This is a genomic window from Pseudomonas sp. PDM17, assembly GCF_014851985.1.
Lineage (GTDB): Bacteria > Pseudomonadota > Gammaproteobacteria > Pseudomonadales > Pseudomonadaceae > Pseudomonas.
In genome coordinates, this window is record NZ_JACVAT010000005.1 from 263655 (window position 1) to 284336 (window position 20682).

The 20682-nt window shown below is 66.2% G+C and carries 17 protein-coding genes; 11 read left to right on the plus strand and 6 right to left on the minus strand.

The window, feature by feature from the left end:
* On the plus strand, positions 1 to 1644 hold the full coding sequence (locus IB256_RS19425) for a DUF2300 domain-containing protein (RefSeq protein ID WP_192403732.1): 1644 nt from the start codon (positions 1 to 3) through the stop codon (positions 1642 to 1644).
* A 5-nt stretch (positions 1645 to 1649) separates the two neighbouring features.
* On the plus strand, positions 1650 to 2465 hold the full coding sequence (locus tag IB256_RS19430; protein ID WP_192403735.1) for a YfaP family protein: 816 nt from the start codon (positions 1650 to 1652) through the stop codon (positions 2463 to 2465).
* 641 nt (positions 2466 to 3106) lie between these two features.
* On the opposite strand, the gene IB256_RS19435 is transcribed toward IB256_RS19430, so the two are convergent.
* From IB256_RS19435 to gatC, 5 genes are read right to left on the minus strand one after another with little or no spacing between them, the layout of a single operon-like run.
* Positions 3107 to 3496, minus strand: a complete 390-nt coding sequence (locus tag IB256_RS19435) for a carboxymuconolactone decarboxylase family protein (RefSeq protein ID WP_192290038.1) — start codon at positions 3494 to 3496, stop codon at positions 3107 to 3109.
* 10 nt (positions 3497 to 3506) lie between these two features.
* Complete coding sequence (locus IB256_RS19440; protein WP_081517440.1) at positions 3507 to 3890, minus strand: septal ring lytic transglycosylase RlpA family protein; 384 nt, start codon at positions 3888 to 3890, stop codon at positions 3507 to 3509.
* A gap of 54 nt (positions 3891 to 3944) precedes the next feature.
* Complete coding sequence (gene gatB / locus IB256_RS19445; protein ID WP_192403737.1) at positions 3945 to 5390, minus strand: Asp-tRNA(Asn)/Glu-tRNA(Gln) amidotransferase subunit GatB; 1446 nt, start codon at positions 5388 to 5390, stop codon at positions 3945 to 3947.
* Positions 5391 to 5401: 11 nt separating this feature from the next.
* Positions 5402 to 6856 carry an Asp-tRNA(Asn)/Glu-tRNA(Gln) amidotransferase subunit GatA gene (gene gatA, locus IB256_RS19450; protein ID WP_138212268.1) on the minus strand — a complete coding sequence of 485 codons (1455 nt, stop codon included), beginning with the start codon at positions 6854 to 6856 and terminating at the stop codon, positions 5402 to 5404.
* Between the two features lie 19 nt (positions 6857 to 6875).
* On the minus strand, positions 6876 to 7163 hold the full coding sequence (gene gatC, locus IB256_RS19455; protein ID WP_192403739.1) for an Asp-tRNA(Asn)/Glu-tRNA(Gln) amidotransferase subunit GatC: 288 nt from the start codon (positions 7161 to 7163) through the stop codon (positions 6876 to 6878).
* Between the two features lie 239 nt (positions 7164 to 7402).
* On the opposite strand from gatC, the gene mreB reads away from it, so the two are divergent.
* From mreB to tldD, 8 genes are all read left to right on the plus strand, one after another.
* The gene (mreB, locus tag IB256_RS19460) at positions 7403 to 8440 is read left to right on the plus strand and encodes a rod shape-determining protein MreB (RefSeq protein WP_017518164.1); all 1038 of its coding nucleotides are present in this window, start codon (positions 7403 to 7405) and stop codon (positions 8438 to 8440) included.
* An 86-nt stretch (positions 8441 to 8526) separates the two neighbouring features.
* Positions 8527 to 9588, plus strand: a complete 1062-nt coding sequence (mreC, locus tag IB256_RS19465) for a rod shape-determining protein MreC (RefSeq protein WP_192290643.1) — start codon at positions 8527 to 8529, stop codon at positions 9586 to 9588.
* Positions 9588 to 10076 carry a rod shape-determining protein MreD gene (gene mreD / locus IB256_RS19470; RefSeq protein WP_138212270.1) on the plus strand — a complete coding sequence of 163 codons (489 nt, stop codon included), beginning with the start codon at positions 9588 to 9590 and terminating at the stop codon, positions 10074 to 10076. The genes mreC and mreD overlap by 1 nt, the downstream gene beginning before the upstream one ends.
* Positions 10077 to 10136: 60 nt before the next feature.
* Positions 10137 to 10721 (plus strand): Maf family protein, encoded by a 585-nt coding sequence (locus IB256_RS19475; RefSeq protein WP_192290034.1) that lies wholly within the window; start codon positions 10137 to 10139, stop codon positions 10719 to 10721.
* Positions 10722 to 10768: 47 nt separating this feature from the next.
* Positions 10769 to 12226: a ribonuclease G gene (gene rng / locus IB256_RS19480; RefSeq protein ID WP_045209573.1), complete on the plus strand. Its 1458-nt coding sequence runs from the start codon at positions 10769 to 10771 to the stop codon at positions 12224 to 12226.
* Positions 12227 to 12384: 158 nt separating this feature from the next.
* Positions 12385 to 16203, plus strand: coding sequence for a YhdP family protein (locus tag IB256_RS19485; RefSeq protein ID WP_192403741.1), 3819 nt, complete (start codon positions 12385 to 12387; stop codon positions 16201 to 16203).
* 67 nt (positions 16204 to 16270) lie between these two features.
* Positions 16271 to 17119 carry a carbon-nitrogen hydrolase family protein gene (locus tag IB256_RS19490; RefSeq protein WP_192290031.1) on the plus strand — a complete coding sequence of 283 codons (849 nt, stop codon included), beginning with the start codon at positions 16271 to 16273 and terminating at the stop codon, positions 17117 to 17119.
* 2 nt (positions 17120 to 17121) lie between these two features.
* Positions 17122 to 18564, plus strand: coding sequence for a metalloprotease TldD (tldD, locus tag IB256_RS19495; protein WP_192290029.1), 1443 nt, complete (start codon positions 17122 to 17124; stop codon positions 18562 to 18564).
* Between the two features lie 40 nt (positions 18565 to 18604).
* On the opposite strand, the gene yjgA is transcribed toward tldD, so the two are convergent.
* On the minus strand, positions 18605 to 19129 hold the full coding sequence (gene yjgA / locus IB256_RS19500; protein WP_024766553.1) for a ribosome biogenesis factor YjgA: 525 nt from the start codon (positions 19127 to 19129) through the stop codon (positions 18605 to 18607).
* 116 nt (positions 19130 to 19245) lie between these two features.
* Here yjgA and pmbA point away from each other — a divergent pair, with 116 nt between their 5' ends.
* Positions 19246 to 20595, plus strand: a complete 1350-nt coding sequence (pmbA, locus tag IB256_RS19505; protein WP_192290027.1) for a metalloprotease PmbA — start codon at positions 19246 to 19248, stop codon at positions 20593 to 20595.
* Positions 20596 to 20682 lie beyond the last annotated feature (87 nt).

The window sequence follows — 20682 nt, forward strand, 5'->3', positions numbered from 1 at the left end:
ATGCGCGCGCGTCTGGCCGGGCTGATCCTGCTGTTGCCGCTGAGTGCCCTTGCGGCGCCCGGCTCGCAAGAGCAGGCGCAGTTGGCCTGGCGCACCGCGCAGGGCGACGAACTGCTGCGGCTCGGGCCGCAGCAGGTGCTCGACCGCCAGCCGCTGCCGGCGGACCTGCACGCGCCGCTGGGCAGCCTGTGGAAACTGTTCGTCTATGCCTGGCTGAACGACACAGGCCAGCAGGAACCGGCCTACTCGTGCCGGGGCGAAAGCAAGGAAGAGGTCTATTGCTGCTCGGCAGGGCAGAGCATCGAGCGCGACGCCGCGCTGGTGAAGTCCTGCGGCCTGTACTTCCAGCCGCAGCGTCTGGGCATCAATGGTTCGGTCTGGCGCCAGTACTGGCAGGCGCGCCACGCGCCGGCCTGGATCGCCCAGTTGGACAAGCTGGCGCCACAGACCGAAGTGCCGGTCGCCGAACTGCTCGATCAGCTGCAACACCTGCCGGCCCAGGAGCAGGCGCGCAAGGTGCTGCTCGACGTCAGCCTGGCCGCCGACGAGGGCCGCGCTCCTGCCGCTTTGGGAGGACGCCTGCGGGTGAAAACCTGGAGTTGGGATGAAGGCGGTCGGCGCGAGGGCGGCTTTGCCGGTTGGCTGGTCGACGGCACGCCGCTCTGGGCGCGCGGGCCGGGTACCAGCAAGACGGTGCTGGCCAAGTACGGCAATGCCATTGGTGCCGCGCTGCCGGCGCCGTGGCCCAGCGATCCGGGGCGATGTGTCGAGGTCGGCCTGTTCAGCCGCTACCCGCTCAAAGAGGTCTACGACCCACGTAATCAACCCGCCGCCGAGGGGCTGCTGGCGGGCCGGCAGAATGTGGTGTTCGCCAATGGCGTTCGACTGGATGTGAACAGTAGCGGCGATCTGTTCCTGGAGCGCGGCGCCAAAGGCCTGCGTCTGACTGCGCGCCTGTCCCGCGAGGAATACGTCGCTCGCGTGCTCGACCGCGAGGCCTCCGCTACGCCGCCGGAAGCGGCCAAGGCGCTGGCGGTGACCATTCGCACTTATCTGTTGCAGAACGGCGCCCCGCGCGGAGACTGCCTGAGCATCGACGACAGCAGCCAGCGCCAGCGTGTGGCGCCGCGTCCGGCCAGCGAGGCGGCGCGTGGCATAGCGGCCTGGACGGCTGATCTGGTGCTGGCTGGCGGCACCGTCACCTACCACTCGGACGAGGCGGGGCAGTCGAAGCTGTCCTGGCGCAACGCCCAGGAGCAGGCCGCCAAGGGCCTGCGCTATGACGCGATCCTTGCCCGCGCCTTCCCACGCACCAGCCTCAGCCGCTGGAGCAACCCGACTGCCGCCTGCCAGCCACTGCCTGAGGCCGAGCGCTGGTTGACGGCGCAGCGCCGCAACTGGCGCCCGCGCCTGGAAACCGAGGCGGGCTATGAGGAACTGCAGTCCTTCGCCGTGTGCCGCCTGAGCAGTGGTCGGCCCTACGTCGACCGCGAACGCCAGCGCATCTACGTGCGCGGCCTGTACTCCCAGCAGGACCGCCTCGACCTGGCTCATGAATACCTGCACCTGGCCTTCCAGGCGCACCCCAATGGACAAGACGAGGGCTACGTGGAAAACCTGGCCCGTCGCCTGATACTGGAATGATCAGCATGAAACTCGCCCACGCGCTCCGCCTGTCCCTGCTCGCCAGCCTGATCCCGCTGGGCGCGCAGGCCGCCGAATCGCCGATCAGCCTGGATACCCCGCTGGGCGGCTGGCGCTCGGGCGATGGCGACAAGGCCGACTTCCGGCAGACGGTGAACTACCCGGCGTCCTCGGTGAACTCGCGGGAGGACCAGTCCGATACCGCGCGCATCCGTGGCGAAATCCGTGGCTTGCCCAAGGACAGCAAGGAGCCGGCGCGCCTGGTGGTCAACGGTGTGGCCATGCCGATGCGGGTCGAGAGCGACGGCAAGTTCGATCGGCCGTTCGCCTTCCCGGCGGGCTCCAATAGTGTCGAAGTCGTCAGCCCGGACGGCCAGCAGCGCAAGCGCGTGCAGTTCTACCACGGCGGTGGTGGCGGTGAGGTGGCGGCCAAGCTGCGGGTCATGCTGTCCTGGGATTCGGACAACACCGACCTCGACCTGCACCTGGTAACGCCCGATGGCGGGCACGTCTGGTACGGCAACCGCTCGCTGCCCAACGGCGCCGCCCAGGACGTCGACGTGACCACCGGCTACGGCCCGGAAATCATCGCCAGCCCGACCCCGCTCAAGGGCCAGTACCTGGTCTACGTGAACTACTACGGCGGTGGCTGGAGTTCGGATGAAAGTTCAGGCGACGTGAACGCGGCCAAGCCGCTGACCACGGCGCAGGTAACCATCGTCACGGAGGAGGGGACGGTGAACGAGAAGCAGGAGTCCTTCCTGATCCCGATGCGCCAGCCAGGGGAACTGACGCTGGTTAAGCGGTTCAGTTACCCGTAAAGACAAGAGCGCTTTCGCAGGAGCGGACTCCGTCCGCGATAGATGGCCGGCCGCTCTGAGCTGGCCTGTGGCACATCGCGGACAAGGTCCGCTCCTACGCCAACCCCGTCGTTGGAGCCGCGGACGCTCTGGTAGGGCGAATAACGCGCCAGCGTTATCCGCCGTCGAGGTATCGGCGGATAACCCGTTCCGGGTTATGCGTCCTACGTGCTGCTTCGGGGGAGGTTTTTTGCGCCGCTTCGGCGTGCGCGCGACCTTCTCGTTTCGCCCCCTCGGGCGACCTACTTTGGCAAACGACCCAAAGTAGGCAAAGGTCTCGCCCCTACATCCGGCTTTTCGCTTCGCGAAAAGTACCCTCGGTTCTTCTGAGTTTCAGGGGCCCGCTGCGAAGGGCCATCCCTGGCCCATCGCAGCTCTCGCGACATCCATGTCGCTCAACCCCTGAAACTCGGATCACCTTCGGCCTCCTGAAAGGGGCACTCCGGAGCGTGCGGGTATTTCACTGGAAGTCTTTAAGAGCCAAGAGCTGACGCTCGATGCGCTTTTCGTAGGAGCGAGCTTGCTCGCGAACCGCAGCGCTGCGAAATCCCAAGTAGGAGCGGGCCACGCCCGCGAACAGCGCCTATTGGGGCTGCTGACAATCAGGCCTTCTGATCCGCCTGCCACGCGTCGATCACTTCCTGCGCCGCGCGGAAGGCGTCGATAGCCGCCGGAACACCGGCATAGATCGCGCAATGCAGCAGCGCCTCACGAATCTCTTCCACCGTGCAGCCGTTGTTCAGCGCGCCGCGCACGTGGCCTTTCAGCTCCTGCGGGCACTTGAGCGCGGTCAGCGCGGCCAGGGTGATCAGGCTGCGGGTCTTGAGCGGCAGGCCTTCGCGGTTCCACACGCCGCCCCAGGCGTGTTCGTTGACGAAGTCCTGCAGCGGCTGGGTGAACTCGGTGGCGTTGCTCAGCGCGCGGTCGACGAAGGCGTCGCCCATCACTTCACGGCGGACCTGCTCGCCGGCCTTGCGGTTGTCGTTGCTCATTCTGGCTCCTTCAGAGACCTTCCAGGCGCACCGGCGCGGTGCCGGAGCGCAGCATGTTGAGTTGTTCGGCGGCGGCCTTGGAAACATCGATGATCCGCCCGCGGCCGAACGGCCCGCGGTCGTTGATCCGGACCACGACGCTGCGGCCGTTGTCGAGGTTGGTCACCCGCACCCGCGTGCCGAAGGGCAGGGTGCGGTGGGCGGCGGTCAGGGCGTTCTGGTTGAAGCGCTCGCCACTGGCGGTGCGCTTGCCATGGTGCGCCTTGCCGTAATAGGACGCGGTGCCTTCGGCGCGGTAGCCGCGTCCGGAGACTTCCGAGTCGCTGTCATATGACGTGGTGCTACAGCCGGCCAGCAGGGCCAGGCAACCGATGAGGGCCATGGGTCGCAGCATCGAACCTCCGGACGAAAAAACGCCGGGCAAGCCCGGCGTCGTTGAAGTGTGGGCTCAGGCTTCGAGCTTCTTCTTCAGCAGTTCGTTCACTTGCGCCGGGTTGGCCTTGCCCTTGGCGGCTTTCATGGCCTGGCCGACGAAGAAGCCGAACATCTTGCCGCGCTTGGCTTCGTCGCTGGCGCGGTACTGTTCGACCTGCTCGGCGTTGGCCGCCAGCACGTCGTCCAGCAGCTTCTCGACGGCGCCCGAATCGGTGTTCTGCACCAGGTCCTTGGCCTTGATGATCTCGTCGGGCGAGCCTTCACCTTCGGCCATGGCGGCGAACACGGTCTTGGCTGCCTTGCCGTTGATGGTGCCGTCCTTCAGACGCAGGATCATGCCGCCCAGGTGCTCGGCGGAAACCGGCGACTGCTCGATTTCCAGGCCGTCCTTGTTGAGCAGGCTGGAGAGCTCGCCCATCACCCAGTTGGCCGCCAGCTTGGCGTCGGAGCAGATGGCCTGGACCTGTTCGAAGTAGTTGGCCATCTCGCGGCTGGCGGACAGCACGCTGGCGTCGTACGCGGACAGGCCGTACTGGCTCTCGAAGCGCTCGCGCTTCTGGTCCGGCAGTTCCGGCAGCTGGCCGCGCAGCTCTTCGAGGAAGGCGCGCTCGATCACCACCGGCAGCAGGTCCGGGCAGGGGAAGTAACGGTAGTCGTTGGCTTCTTCCTTGCTGCGCATGGAGCGCGTTTCGTCCTTGTTCGGGTCATACAGGCGGGTTTCCTGCACGACCTTGCCGCCGTCCTCGATCAACTCGATCTGGCGCTGCACTTCGTGGTTGATCGCCTTCTCGATGAAACGGAAGGAGTTCACGTTCTTGATCTCGGCGCGGGTACCGAACTCGGCCTGGCCCTTCGGCCGTACCGAGACGTTGCAGTCGCAACGCAGCGAGCCTTCTGCCATGTTGCCGTCGCAGATGCCCAGATAGCGCACCATGGCGTGGATCGCCTTGACGTAGGCCACGGCTTCCTTGGCGCTGCGGATGTCCGGCTCGGAAACGATCTCCAGCAGCGGAGTGCCGGCGCGGTTCAGGTCGATGCCGCTCATGCCGTGGAAGTCTTCGTGAAGGCTCTTGCCGGCGTCCTCTTCCAGGTGCGCGCGGGTGATGCCGACGCGCTTGACGGTGCCGTCCTCGAGGGTGATGTCCAGGTGGCCCTTGCCGACGATGGGGTGGTCCATCTGGCTGGTCTGGTAGCCCTTGGGCAGGTCCGGGTAGAAGTAGTTCTTGCGCGCGAACACGTTGCGCTCGGCAATCTCGGCGTTGATCGCCAGGCCGAACTGGCAGGCCATACGCACCGCTTCCTGGTTCAGCACCGGCAGGGTGCCGGGCATGGCCAGGTCGACCAGGCTGGCCTGGGTGTTCGGGGCGGCGCCGAAGGTGGTGGCGCTACCGGAGAATATCTTCGATTGGGTGGAGAGCTGTGCGTGGATTTCCAGCCCGATCACGGTTTCCCATTGCATGTGTGTCGTCCTCAGAATCCAGCCGGTGCTTGTTTGTGCCAGTCGCTGACCAATTGGTACTGGTGCGCGACGTTGAGCAGGCGGCCTTCCTGGAAGTACGGCGCGAGCAACTGGACGCCCACCGGCAGGCCGTCGACGAAGCCGGCCGGCATGGACAGGCCCGGAATGCCGGCGAGGTTGGCGGTGATGGTGTAGATGTCTTCCAGGTACTGGGCGACCGGGTCGTTGTTCTTCTCACCCAGTTTCCAGGCCGGGTTCGGCGTGGTCGGGCCGAGGATCACGTCGACTTCGGCGAAGGCATTGGTGAAATCGTTCTTGATCAGGCGACGAATTTTCTGAGCCTTCAGGTAATACGCGTCGTAGTAACCGGCGGAAAGCGCGTAGGTGCCGACCATGATGCGGTTCTTCACCTCAGCGCCGAAACCTTCGGCGCGGGAGCGCTTGTACAGGTCCTGCAGGTCCTTCGGGTCTTCGCAGCGGTAGCCGTAGCGAACGCCATCGAAGCGCGACAGGTTGGAGCTCGCTTCTGCGGGCGCGATCACATAATAGGCAGGGATCGCGTGCTGCATGTTCGGCAGGGATATCTCCTTGACCACCGCGCCGAGCTGCTTGAGCTGCTCGACCACCTTCATCACCGCGTCGGCGATGCGGCTGTCCAGGCCGGCGCCGAAGTATTCCTTCGGCAGGCCGATGCGCAGGCCGGTCAGTGGCTTGGCCAGGGCGGCCAGGTAGTCGTCTACCGGCTGGTCGACGCAGGTGGAGTCCTTCGGATCGAAGCCGGCCATGGCACCGAGCATCAGCGCGCAGTCCTCGGCGGTGCGGGCCAGCGGGCCGCCCTGATCGAGGCTGGAGGCGTAGGCGATCATGCCCCAGCGCGATACGCGGCCGTAGGTCGGCTTGATGCCGGTGAGGTTGGTCAGCGCGGCCGGCTGGCGGATCGAACCGCCGGTGTCGGTGCCGGTGGCGGCCGGGATCAGGCGCGCCGCCACGGCGGCGGCGGAGCCACCGGAGGAGCCGCCCGGTACGCGGGAGGTGTCCCAGGGGTTCTTCACCGGACCGTAGTGGCTGGATTCGTTGGCCGAGCCCATGGCGAACTCGTCCATGTTCAGCTTGCCCAGGCTCACGGTGCCGGCGTCGGCCAGGCGTTCGACGACGGTGGCGTCGTAGGGCGAGACGAAGGCGTCGAGAATCTTCGAACCGCAACTGGTGCGTACACCCTGGGTGCAGAACAGGTCCTTGTGGGCGATTGGTGCGCCCAGCAGGGCACCGGTCTCGCCTTTGGCGCGCCGCTCGTCGGCCGCCTTGGCCTGGGCCAGGGCGTTTTCTTCGGTGACGGTGATGAAGCTGTTCAGCTGCGGGTCGAGCTGCTGGATGCGCGCGAGCAGGGCAGTGGCCAGTTCCTGGGCGGAGAATTGCTTGTCGGCGAGTCCGCGGGCGACTTCGGCGAGGGTCAATTGATGCAGCATATGTCCGTGTCCTTAGCGCTTACTCGATGACTTTCGGGACGAGGTAAAGGCCGTCTTCCACGGCCGGCGCGATGGCCTGGTAGGCTTCGCGGCGGTTCTCCTCGGTGACTGCGTCGGCGCGCAGGCGCTGCGTGGCTTCCAGCGGGTGGGCCAGGGGCTCCACACCATGGGTGTCGACCGCCTGCATGGCGTCGATCAGGCCAAGGATGTTGTTGAGGGTGTCGGTGGTGCGCGAAATGTCGGCTTCCTCCAGGCCCAGGCGGGCGAGGTGGGCGATCTTTTCCACGTCGGAGCGTTCAAGCGCCATCGGGGTCTCCAGCTAGAGCGGCCCGGTTCGAACTGGACCTGGCCGGAAGGAATTGAGGGGGCAGGGAACAGAACCCGCGGCAGACGGTCGAAGGCCGCTGGGATGGGCCTGCGGGCCCGAAAAACGAGGAATCTAGCATAAATTGCCGCCTTGCCCAAAACCCCCGTCATTGTTAGAGTTTGCCGCACTTTTTTACCCGCGCACTTTTCACCCACGCGCCACCTATGGGTTTCTTTCCAATGTTCAAAAAACTGCGTGGCATGTTCTCCAGTGATCTGTCGATCGACCTGGGCACTGCCAATACCCTTATTTATGTGCGCGAGCGCGGCATCGTCCTGAACGAACCGTCCGTGGTCGCCATTCGTAGCCACGGCAGCCAGAAAAGCGTGGTAGCGGTCGGTACCGAGGCCAAGCGCATGCTGGGCCGTACCCCGGGCAACATTGCCGCCATTCGTCCGATGAAGGACGGCGTGATCGCCGACTTCAGCGTCTGCGAGAAGATGCTGCAGTACTTCATCAACAAGGTTCACGAGAACAGCTTCCTGCAGCCCAGCCCGCGCGTGCTGATCTGCGTGCCGTGCAAGTCCACCCAGGTGGAGCGCCGCGCCATCCGTGAATCGGCCCTGGGCGCTGGCGCCCGTGAGGTGTACCTGATCGAAGAGCCGATGGCTGCTGCCATCGGCGCCGGCCTGCCGGTCGAGGAGGCCCGTGGTTCCATGGTCGTCGACATCGGCGGCGGCACCACCGAGATCGCCCTGATCTCCCTCAACGGCGTGGTCTATGCCGAATCCGTCCGCGTCGGCGGCGACCGTTTCGACGAAGCCATCGTCACCTATGTGCGCCGCAACTACGGCAGCCTGATCGGCGAATCCACCGCCGAGCGCATCAAGCAGGAAATCGGCACCGCCTTCCCGGGCGGCGAAGTCCGCGAAGTCGACGTCCGTGGCCGCAACCTGGCCGAAGGCGTACCGCGCAGCTTCACCCTGAATTCCAACGAAGTGCTCGAAGCGCTGCAGGAATCCCTGGCGACCATCGTCCAGGCGGTCAAGAGCGCTCTGGAGCAGTCCCCGCCGGAGCTGGCTTCGGACATCGCCGAGCGTGGTCTGGTGCTGACCGGTGGTGGCGCGCTGCTGCGCGACCTGGACAAGCTGCTGGCCCAGGAAACCGGCCTGCCGGTGATCGTCGCCGAAGACCCGCTGACCTGCGTCGCCCGTGGCGGCGGCAAGGCGCTGGAAATGATGGACCGTCATTCGATGGACCTGCTGTCCACCGAGTAAGTTGGACGTGGAGGTTGGTTGACGTTTTGCCCGCGCTGGTGAAACTTCAACCGACCTTGCACAGCTAGGAGCCGGTCATCAAACCGATATTCTCCAAAGGGCCCTCGCTGGGCGCGCGCCTTCTGGTGCTCGCTGTCCTGTCGGTCGCCTTGATGGTGGTCGATGCCCGCTTCGATTATCTGAAACCGGTACGCAGCCAGATGGGCCTCGTGCTGAGTCCCTTCTATGGCATCGCCGACTTCCCCGTTCGTGCGTGGGAAGGCGTGCGCGACCAGTTCACCAGCCGTAGCGAGCTGCTGGCCGAGAACGAGCGCCTGAAGGCCGAGCAACTGCTGATGCAGCGCCGTCTGCAGAAGCTCGCCACCCTCACCGAACAGAACGTACGCCTGCGCGAGCTGCTCAACTCTTCCGCTCTGGTCGACGACAAGGTGCTGGTGGGCGAGCTGATCGGTGTCGACCCGAACCCCTTCACCCAGCGCATCCTGATCGACAAGGGCGAGAAGGACGGCGTGTTCCAGGGCCAGCCCGTGCTCGACGCCAGCGGCCTTATGGGCCAGGTGGTCGAGGTCATGCCCTACACCGCGCGCGTGCTGCTGCTGACCGACACCACCCATAGCATTCCGGTGCAGGTGAACCGCAATGGCCTGCGCGCCATCGCCGTGGGCACCGGCAATCCGGAGCGTCTGGAGCTGCGCTACGTCGCCGATACCGCCGACATCAAGGAAGGTGACCTGCTGGTCAGCTCCGGCCTTGGCCAGCGCTTCCCGGCCGGCTATCCGGTGGCAGTGGTGAAGGAAGTCCTGCACGACACGGGCGGGCCTTTCGCCACCATCCGCGCCGTGCCGACCGCCAAGATGAACCGCAGCCGCTACGTGCTGCTGGTGTTCAGCGACAGCCGTACCCCAGAGCAGCGCGCCACCGATGCCGCCGAGGCCCAGGCCGAGGCCGATCGCAAGGCCGCCGAGTCCGGCGCGCCGGCACAGCCTGCACCAGGTGCTCCGGCAGCCCAGCCGCATGACGGCGCGCAGCCCGCTGCTCCTGCCGCTCCCGCCACGCAGCCAGCCCACCCGGCCGGCACCAACGGTACGGCGCCTGCCGCGCCTGCGGGTGCCCCGGCATCGCACCCGGATGAAAGGGCACGTCACTGATGGCGGCGCAGGGCTCGAACAACGGCTGGGCCATCTGGCTCACCCTGCTGGCGGCGTTGCTGCTGTCGGTGGCGCCGATGCCCAGCTTCATGGAGATCGGCCGCCCGCTGTGGCTGGCGATGTTCCTCACCTACTGGGTGCTCTACCTGCCGCACAAGGTCGGCATGCTGACCGCCTGGGTGTTCGGCGTCGCCGAGGACGTGCTCTACGGCAGCCTGCTGGGGCAGAACGCCCTGATCCTCAGCCTGATCATCTGTCTGGTGCTGTCGCTGCACCAGCGCCTGCGCATGTTCCCCATCTGGCAGCAGTGCCTGGTGTTGCTGGTGGTCTACGGTCTTGCCCAACTGGTCCAGTTGTGGATCAGCGCCCTGACCGGCAACCGCCCGCCGACCCTGGTGTTCCTCCTGCCGGCACTGGTCAGCGCCTTGCTCTGGCCCTGGGTCTACACACTGCTGCGGGCCCTGCGGCTGCGCCTGAACATCAACTGATCGCCCCCTTGCGGGGGAATCGCCGGGCCCGCGTTGCGCGGGCCCGCTTCGGAGTCCCTGATGGCCCAGCTGTACCTCGCCTCCAGTTCGCCGCGCCGCCGCGAGCTGCTCACCCAGATCGGCCTGCCGTTCCATATAGTGCCCGCGTCCATCGATGAAACGCCCGCGTCCGGCGAGTCGGCGCATGCCTATGTAGAGCGTCTGGCGCGTGGCAAGGCGCTGGCCGGGCTGAACTTCCTTGCCCAGCGCGCCGACGTCTGCGTGCTTGGCGCCGATACCGCCGTGGTGCTGGATGGCCGTATTCTCGGCAAGCCGGTCGATCGCGACGACGCCCTCTCCATGCTGCAGGCCCTGTCCGGCCGCGAGCACGAAGTGCTGACCGCCGTGGCGGTTGCCGACCGGGATCGCTGCGAGGCGTGCGTGGTCAGCAGCCGCGTGGCCTTCCGCGCGGTTTCCGCCGAGGAAGCCGAGCGCTATTGGGAAACCGGCGAGCCGCAGGATAAAGCCGGTGGCTATGCTATCCAGGGGCTTGCGGCGGTCTTCGTCAGCCGCGTGGAGGGCAGCTACAGCGCTGTGGTCGGCCTGCCTCTTTGCGAAACCTCGGCATTGCTGGCTGACTTCTCCATCCCCAGCTGGCAGTCTTGATCGAAAAATAGCGCTGGCACGACTCCGGGCGCGATAAGGAAGGGCGCATGAGCGAAGAGATCCTGATCAATATCACGCCGATGGAATCGCGCGTGGCGGTGGTGGAGAACGGCGTCCTGCAAGAGGTCCATGTCGAGCGCACACTGCGCCGCGGGATCGTCGGCAACATCTACAAGGGCAAGGTAGTGCGCGTGCTGCCCGGCATGCAGGCGGCCTTCGTCGACGTCGGCCTGGAACGTGCAGCCTTCATCCACGCTGCGGAGATTTCCACCCGCGAAGGCAGCGCGGTGGAAAGCATCGGTGCGCTGGTCCACGAAGGGCAGAGCCTGGTGGTGCAGGTCACCAAAGATCCCATCGGTACCAAGGGCGCGCGCCTCACCACGCACCTGTCGATCCCCTCGCGCTATCTGGTCTACATGCCGCGCACCAGCCACGTCGGCATTTCCCTGAAGATCGAGGACGAGCACGAACGCGAGCGCCTCAAGCAGGTGGTCGCCAAGTGCGTCGAGGCCGAGGGTATCGTCGAGCGCGGCGGGTTCATCCTGCGTACCGCTGCCGAGGGCGCGGGTGAAGACGAGATCCTCGCCGATATCCGCTATCTGCGCCGCCTCTGGGATCAGATCGACGCGCAGATCCAGACCGTCGGCGCGCCGACGATGATCTACGAAGACCTTTCCCTGGCCCTGCGCACCCTACGCGACCTGGTGAACCCGCGCATCGAGAAGATCCGTGTCGATTCCCGGGAGAACTTCCAGAAAATCACGCAGTTCGTCGAAGAACTGATGCCGGAAATCGCTGACCGTCTGGAGCACTACCCGGGTGAGCGGCCGATTTTCGACCTCTACGGGGTCGAGGACGAGGTGCAGAAGGCGCTGGAGCGCAAGGTGCTGCTCAAGTCCGGTGGCTACCTGATCATCGACCCGACTGAAGCGATGACCACCATCGACGTGAACACCGGCGCCTTCGTCGGCCATCGCAACCTCGAAGAGACCATCTTCAAGACCAACCTCGAGGCGGCCACCGCCATTGCCCGCCAGCTGCGCCTGCGCAACCTGGGCGGGATCATCATCATCGACTTCATCGACATGGAAGACGAGGAGCACCGCCGCCAGGTCCTGCGGACCCTGGAGAAGCAGCTCGAACGCGACCATGCCAAGACCAACATCATCGGCATCACCGAGCTGGGCTTGGTGCAGATGACCCGCAAGCGCACCCGCGAAAGCCTGGTGCAGGTGCTCTGCGAGCCCTGCCCGAGCTGCCAGGGGCGCGGCATGCTGAAGACTGCCGAAACCATCTGCTACGAGATATTCCGCGAGATTCTTCGCGAGGCTCGCGCCTACCAGGCCAATTCCTATCTGGTGCTGGCCAATCAGAAGGTGGTGGATCGCCTGCTCGACGAGGAGTCGGGTAATGTCGCGGACCTGGAGCTGTTCATCGGTCGCCCCATCAAGTTCCAGGTCGAGGCCATGTATTCCCAGGAGCAGTACGACGTGGTCCTGCTTTGAGCGGCGGATCGCATAGTCTGGGATTCGGGCAGGAGGCCGTCGTGCAATGGGGTTTTTTGGAGCTTTGCCTGACGCACACTGTCAGACCTGGTTCGACATTGCCTGGCTGGGAGGCCGCTCGATGACCCTTCGCTTCACTTCACAGGCAGCCGGCTGACATGGAGCGTGCCGGCCGCCTGTTCGCCACTTCCCTGCGCATCATTCTGGGCCTCCTGGCGCTGGGACTGGTGCTGCTCGCGCTCTACGTCAGCCTCGGGCGGCAACTGGTGCCGCTGGTGGCGGAGTACCGCGATGACCTGGCGCAGAAGGCCAGCGAACAGCTGGGCCTGCCGGTGGCCATTGGCGCGCTGGAGGGGCACTGGCATGCCTTCAGCCCGATCATCGTGGTGCGCGATATCCAACTGGGCGAGGGCAATGACTCCCTGCGTCTGGAACGGGTACGTCTGACTCCGGACATCCTCGGCAGCGTAATGGCGCGCCAGCCGCGCATCGACAGCCTGGAACTGGAAGGTCTGCACCTGACCCTGCGCGAGGACGAGGACGGCAAGTGGCACGCCGATGGCCTGCCCAGCCGCGGCGGCGACACCGATCCGCGCAAGCTCATCGACCTGCTGCTGACCCCGCGTCGCCTGTCGCTGATGGACAGCCAACTGACCGTACTGCCGCAGCAGGCCAACCCGCTGTCGCTGACCTACGTCGGCATGACCCTGCGCAGCGGCAGCCGCCAGCGTCTGGAAGCACGTCTCAGCCTGCCCGGCGGCGAGCCGGTGGCGGCGCGCCTGGAAGCCCGCCTGAACCGTGACGACTGGGCAAAGAGTTCGGCCCAGTTGTACCTCAGCCTGCCCCAGGCCGATTGGGCCAAGTGGTTGCCTGAGCGCCTCACTGGAGCCTGGAAGCTGTCCCAGGCCAAGGCCGGCGGCGAACTCTGGGCGACCATCGACAAGGGCGTGCCGGTGTCGGCTGTGGCGCGCCTGAACGCGCCGAAGATCGACGCGGCGCTGGGCGATCGCAAACCGCTGAGCCTGAGTGACCTGGGCGTCAGCCTGTTTTTCCAGCGTAATGGCGACGATTTCGATCTGCGCGTTGCCGATCTGGCGGCGAACCTCGGCGAAACTCGCTGGGGCGAGGTGGAGCTGGAGCTGACTCGCCGGATGAAGGACGAGGAGCACTGGCAGCTGCGCGCCGACCGCCTCGACCTGACCCCGCTGGGGCCGACCATCACCGCCCTGGCGCCGCTGCCGGACAAGGCCATCGAGTGGCTCGACGGCCTCAAGCCGCAGGGCGTGCTGCACAACGTCAACTTCGATTACTGGCCGCAGCGCGAGGGCGCCGAGCGCGTTGCCTATGCCACCAACCTGGAGAAGGTTGGCGTCAGCGCCTTCCATGACGTGCCCGCCGTGGCCAATGTCGATGGCACCCTGCGCGGCAACCTGGAAGGCGGCACGCTGGATGCCAACGCCCAGAACTTCATGCTTCACCTGGCAACCCTCTTCCCGGAGCCCTGGCACTACCGCACTGCGCACACGCGCATGTTCTTCAAGCTCAACGACGAGGCCTTTACCCTCGGCAGCCACCTGATGCAGGTGGAGGGCGAGGAGGGCACCATCGCCGGTGACATGCTGATCCGCCTGATGCGCGACCCGGCGCTGGAGGACTACATGGACCTGCGAGTCGGCATGAGCAATGGTGATGCGCGCTACACCGGCAAGTACCTGCCGACCGTCATCCCGCAGATGAGCAAGGACCTTGCCGCCTGGCTGAAGGGTTCGATCAAGAGCGGTCGCATCGAGCAGGGCTATTTCCTCTGGCAGGGCTCGCTGCAGAAGGGATCGGCGCCCGAAGCCCACGCCATGACCCTGTATTTCAAGGTCCACGATGGCGTGCTCGACTACCAGCCCGGCTGGCCCGGCCTGAGCAAGGCCGAGGGCGAGGTGCGGGTCGAGGACACCGGTGTCAGCATCAACGCCAGCAGCGGGCAGATCCTCAACAGCCAGGTGCGCGATGTGTCGGTGGAGATTCCCCATTCGGACCCGGGCGAAGTCGCCCACCTGCATGTGAATGGCGACATCGACAGCAACCTCGTCGATGGCCTGAAGATTCTCCAGGATTCGCCGATCGGTGCGACCCATACCTTCGCCGGCTGGGAAGGCTCCGGTGACCTGAACGGCCACCTCAACCTCGATATTCCCCTGGCCAAGGGCGAGGCGAGCAAGGCACGGGTGATAGTCGACTTCGACACCGACAAGGCAAAGTTGAAGATTGCCAAGCCCGAACTTGCCCTCGAACAGGTCAAGGGCAAGTTCCGCTATGACACCGACAGCGGCCTGAGTGGACAGAACATCGCGGCCCAGGTGCTGGGCGCTCGTGTCACCGGCAGCATTCGTGCCGAAGGCCGCAACGGCGTCCCGCGCACTCGGGTGCTGGTGGGTGGCCAGGTGCCGGTCAAGTCCCTGCTCGAGTGGGGCAAGGTGCAGAAGCAGTTGCCGGTGGACGGACGCATTCCCTTCCAGCTCAACCTGCTGCTCGACGGCAAGGACAGCCAGTTGCAGGTCGCTTCGAACCTGCAGGGCGTCACCATCGACCTGCCGGCGCCGCTGGGCAAAGCGGCGCAGGAGACCCGCGAGAGCGAATGGCGCATGACCCTGGACGGCGCCGAGCGGCGTTACTGGGCGACCTATGGCGACCGCGCCAGCCTGGCCTACGCCGCGCCGGTGGAGCAGCCGCTGGCCGGGCGTGGAGTGCTGCGCCTGGGTGGCGATCCGGCCGTGCTGCCCAACTGGAGCGGCGTGCAGGTGCGCGGCAAGATCGACGAAGTCGACGCCGATGCCTGGATGGCCGTTGCGAAGAAGTACTCCAATACCGGTGTCGAAGGCGCCGCTGGCCTGTTGCGTGGAGCGGACCTACAGATCGGTCGCTTCAAGGGCTTCGGCCAGACCCTGGAAAACCTCACGCTGGACCTGGCGCGCGTCGACAGCAGCTGGCAGGTCGGACTGGTCAGCTCACTGGTCTCCGGCAAGGTCACCCTGCCCGACAGCAAGGTAAAGCCGATCCAGATCGCTCTGGATCGCATCGACCTGCCCAAGGGCGAGGCCATCGATTCCGAGAAGGCAGTGGAGGCGCCGGACCCGCTGGCGAAGATCGACCCGCGTACCCTGCCGCCGATGGACGTGAGCATTCGCCAGGTGCTGAAGGCTGGCAAGCCAGTCGGTGCCTGGAGCTTCAACGTGCGGCCGACACCCACCGGGGTTGGCTTCAACGACGTCAACCTGGACCTGCGCGGCCTGTTGGTGAAGGGCAACCTGCGCTGGGACGGCATGGAGGCGAGCGCGCGCAGCACCTTCCAGGGTCAGCTTGAAGGCAAGAATATGGGCGATGTGCTCAAGGCCTGGGACTTCGCGCCCAGCGTGACCAGCGAGCGCTTCCGCGTGGACATCAATGGCAACTGGCCGGGCTCCCCGGCGGCGCTGAACCTGCGGCGTTTCGGCGGCACCCTGGACGCCAGCCTGCGCAAGGGCCAGTTCGTCGAAGTGGAGGGCGGCGCCAATGCCTTGCGCGTATTCGGCCTGCTCAACTTCAACGCCATCAACCGCCGCCTGCGCCTGGACTTCTCCGACCTGCTGGGCAAGGGCCTGAGCTACGACCGGGTGAAGGGCGTGCTCACTGCCACCGATGGCGTCTACTTCACCCGCGAGCCGCTGCGCCTGGACGGACCGTCGAGCAACCTGGAACTCAACGGCACCCTGGACCTGGCCCACGACCAGATCGACGCCAAGCTGCTGGTGACCTTGCCGGTGACCAACAACCTACCGCTGGCGGCGCTGATCGTCGGCGCGCCGGCCATTGGTGGGGCGCTGTTCGTGGTGGACAAGCTGCTGGGCGACAAGGTCGCGCGCTTCGCCAGTGTGCAGTACAGCGTCAAGGGCCCGTGGCAGAGCCCCACCATCGCTTTCGAGAAACCTTTCGAAAAGCCTCATTGAGCCCCTCAATTGAGCAGAAAGCCCGGGCTTCAGTTAGCATGAAACCCAGACACCGACGGAGCTCAGCATGTCCATTGCCGTCATCCAGATGGTCAGCCAGGACGATGTCCTGGCCAATCTCGCCGCCGCCCGTCGCCTGCTCGAGCAGGCCGCCGAGGGTGGTGCGCGCCTCGCGGTACTGCCAGAGAACTTCGCCGCCATGGGCCGCCGCGATCTCGCGGAGATCGGCCGTGCCGAAGCGCTGGGCATCGGGCCGATCCTGCCCTGGTTGAAAAGCACCGCCCGCGACCTCAGGTTGTGGATAGTCGCCGGCACCCTTCCGCTGCCGCCCGAAGGCCAGTCGGACGCGAAGGCCAACGCCTGTTCGCTGCTGGTGGACGAACGCGGCGAAGTGGCGGCGCGCTACGACAAGCTGCACCTGTTCGACGTGGACGTCGCCGACGCCCGTGGCCGCTATCGCGAGTCGGACGACTACGCCTTCGGTCAGCGCGTGGTGGTGGCGGATACGCCGGTTGGGCGCCTGGGAATGACGGTCTGCTACGACCTGCGCTTCCCCGAGCTCTACACTGCGCTGCGCGAGGCTGGCGCGGAACTGATCAGCGCCCCGGCGGCCTTCACCGCGGTGACCGGTGCGGCGCACTGGGAAATCCTCGTCCGCGCCCGCGCCATCGAGACCCAGTGCTACCTGCTGGCGGCCGGGCAGGGCGGTACCCACCCCAAAGGACGGGAAACCTGGGGCCAGTCGGCGATTGTCGACCCCTGGGGGCGTATCCTCGCCGAACAGGCCAAGGGCGAGGCCGTGCTGCTCGCCGAGCGCGACAGTGAGGAACAGGCGGCGGTCCGGCAGCGCATGCCGATTGCCCGGCACCGAAGATTTTTCCCGCCGGTCGAACCACGACCGGCGCGTACGGAGTGAATATGAGCGAACTGTTGTCATCCGTCAGTCAGCACCTGCTGGCCCCCGGTGGTCTGGATATCGACCAGCTGTCGCCGATCCTGCACGAGCTGAGCGGCCCCGGTATCGACGCCGCCGACCTGTACTTCCAGAGCCAGGTTTCCGAGTCCTGGATGCTCGAAGACGGCATCGTCAAGGAAGGCAGCTTCCACATGGACCAGGGCGTCGGTGTGCGCGCGCAGTCCGGCGAGAAGACCGGCTTCGCCTACAGCAACGCGATCAACCATGAAGCGCTGATCCAGGCCGCCCGCGCCGCCCGTTCGATCTCCCGCGCCGGGCAGAACGGCAAGGTGCAGGCGTTCCAGGCCGTGGTGCCGACCCGCCTGTATGCCGGCGAGAACCCGCTGGACGTCATGAGCCGCGCCGATAAGGTGGAGCTGCTGCAGAAGATCGACGCCGCCACCCGCGCCCTCGATCCGCGCATCCAGCAGGTCACTGTCAGCCTCGCCGGCGTCTGGGACCAGGTGCTGATCGCTGCGGCGGACGGTTCGCTGGCCGCGGACATCCGCCCGCTGGTGCGCTTCAACGTCAGCGTCATCGTCGAGCAGAACGGCCGCCGCGAGCGTGGCGGTCACGGCGGCGGCGGGCGTACCGATTACAAATATTTCCTCCAGGAAGACCGCGCCATGAGCTACGCCCGCGAGGCGCTGCGCCAGGCCCTGGTCAACCTCGAAGCGGTGCCCGCGCCAGCCGGCAGCCTGCCGGTGGTGATGGGTGCCGGGTGGTCCGGGGTGCTGCTGCACGAAGCCGTGGGCCACGGCCTGGAAGGCGACTTCAATCGCAAGGGCAGCTCCAACTACAGCGGGCGCATCGGCGAGAAGGTCGCTTCCAGCCTGTGCACCATCGTCGACGACGGCACCATCGCCGGCCGTCGTGGTTCGCTGTCGGTGGACGACGAGGGCACGCCGACCAACTGCAACGTGCTGATCGAGAACGGCATCCTCAAGGGGTACATGCAGGACAAGCTCAACGCCCGCCTGATGGGCGTGGCGCGCACTGGCAACGGCCGCCGCGAGTCCTATGCGCACCTGCCGATGCCGCGAATGACCAACACCTACATGCTGGCCGGGCAGAGCGATCCGGAAGAGATCATCGCCAGCGTCGAGCGCGGCATCTACTGCGCGAACCTCGGCGGCGGCCAGGTAGATATCACCAGCGGGAAGTTTGTCTTCGCCACCAGTGAGGCCTACCTGATCGAGAACGGCAAAATCACCCGCCCGGTGAAGGGCGCGACCCTGATCGGCAACGGTCCGGAAGTGATGAGCCGGGTGTCCATGGTCGGCAACGACCTGGCGCTGGACAGCGGCGTGGGTACCTGCGGCAAGGACGGCCAGTCCGTGCCGGTCGGTGTCGGTCAGCCGACCCTGAAAATCGACGCCATCACCGTCGGCGGCACGGGCGGCTGAGGCCATTGCCGGTGGGGCTGGAAGGGAAGGGCGCGGCCGCTCAGCGCAGGCCGCGTTTCAGCTCGTCCAGCTCGCGGATGTACTTGAAAATCTTCCGCGCTGCGGCCGGAGGCTTGTTGTGAGCGGCCTCATGCTGGGCGTGGCGGATCAGCTGGAGCAGATGCTGGCGGTCGCTTTCCGGGTATTCGCCGAAGAAGGCCGACAGCGCGGCGTCACCGCCGGTGATCAGGTGGTCGCGCCAGCGCTCCAGGGCGTGGAAGCGTTCGTTGTACTGGCGGGTCGAGGTATCTACCTGCTCCAGCAGGGCGAGGATGGCCTCGACATCCTGGTCGCGCATCAGCTTGCCGATGAACTGCCGGTGGCGTTTCTTGGCGGCGTTGGCCTTGTGCTTGGGAGCTTCTTCCAGTGCGCGGCGCAGCGGATCGGTAAGCGGCATGCGGTCGAGCATGTCGGCCTTGAGCGTGGTCAGGCGCTCGCCGAGTTCCTGCAGCGCGTGCATTTCGCGTTTTACTTGCGACTTGCTCTTCTCATCGAAGGACGAGTCGTCATCGTGAATTTCAGCCATGGCGGGGGTCTCGTTGAAAACGCCGCCATGATAACGAGTCAGGGGCCGCTTGTCCGGCCCGCGCCGGTCGCCGCCGCCTGATGGCGGGGCCGGACCATGAACAGGAGAGGCATGCAATGAGCGAACACAACCCGGCAGTGAGCCCGGAGGTCCTTCCCGAACTGCGCGAGCAGGTCGAGCGGATCATCGCCGAGGCCACCCGGCAGGGCGCCAGCGCCTGCGAGGTGGCGGTGTCGGTGGAGCAAGGGCTGTCGACCTCGGTGCGCCAGGGCGAAGTCGAGACCGTTGAATTCAATCGCGACCAGGGCTTCGGCATCACCCTCTACGTCGGCCAGCGCAAGGGCTCCGCGAGCACCTCGGCCACCGGCGCGGATGCTATTCGCGAGACCGTGGCGGCGGCGCTGGCGATTGCCAAGCACGCTTCCGAAGACGATTGTGCCGGCCTGGCGGACCCGGCGCTGATGGCGCGCGACCTGCCGGACCTGGACCTGTACCACGGCTGGTCGATCACCCCCGACCAGGCCATCGAGCGCGCGCTGGCCTGCGAGGCCGCTGCGTTCGCCACCGACAAGCGCGTCACCAAGGCCGACGGCACCACGCTGAATACCCACCAGGGCTGCCGCGTCTACGGCAACAGCCACGGCTTCGTCGGCGGTTACGCCAGCACCCGCCACAGCCTGAGTTGCGTGATGATCGCCGAGCTGGAAGGGCAGATGCAGCGCGACTACTGGTACGACGTGAACCGTCGCGGCGAGTTGCTGGCCACTCCAGAATCCATCGGCCGTCGCGCCGCCGAGCGCGCCGCCAGCCGTCTCGGCGCGCGCCCGGTGCCGACCGCCGAAGTGCCGGTGCTGTTCGCCCCGGAAGTCGCGGTCGGCCTGTTTGGCCACTTCCTCGGCGCCATCTCCGGCGGCAGCCTGTACCGCAAGTCGTCGTTCCTCGAAGGCGCGCTGGGCCAGCGGTTGTTTCCGGAATGGCTGACCCTGGACGAACGCCCGCTGCTGCGCGGTGCGCTGGGCAGCGCCTCGTTCGACAACGATGGCCTGGCGACCTACGCCAAGCCCTTCGTCGAGGGCGGCGATCTGGTGTCGTACGTGCTCGGCACCTACTCCGGCCGCAAGCTGGGCATGCCCAGCACGGCCAACTCCGGTGGCGTACACAACCTGTTCGTCAGCCATGGCGATGAGGACCAGGCCGCCCTGATCCGCCGGATGGGCCGTGGTCTGCTGGTCACGGAGCTGATGGGGCAGGGCGTCAACCTGGTGACCGGCGACTACTCCCGTGGCGCTGGCGGTTACTGGGTCGAGAATGGCGAAATCCAGTTCCCGGTGCAGGAAGTCACCATCGCCGCCAACCTGCGCGACCTGTTCCGCAATATCGTCGCCATCGGCAACGATGTGGAGTACCGAGGCAACCTGCATACCGGCTCCGTGCTCATCGAAAAGATGATGGTCGCCGGCAACTGATCCAGTCGCCGCGGCCCTGCTGGCCGCGGCTTTCAGCCCTTCTTCGATTCCCTTCTCCAGGCGAGCCACTCCGCGCAATGCGTTCGG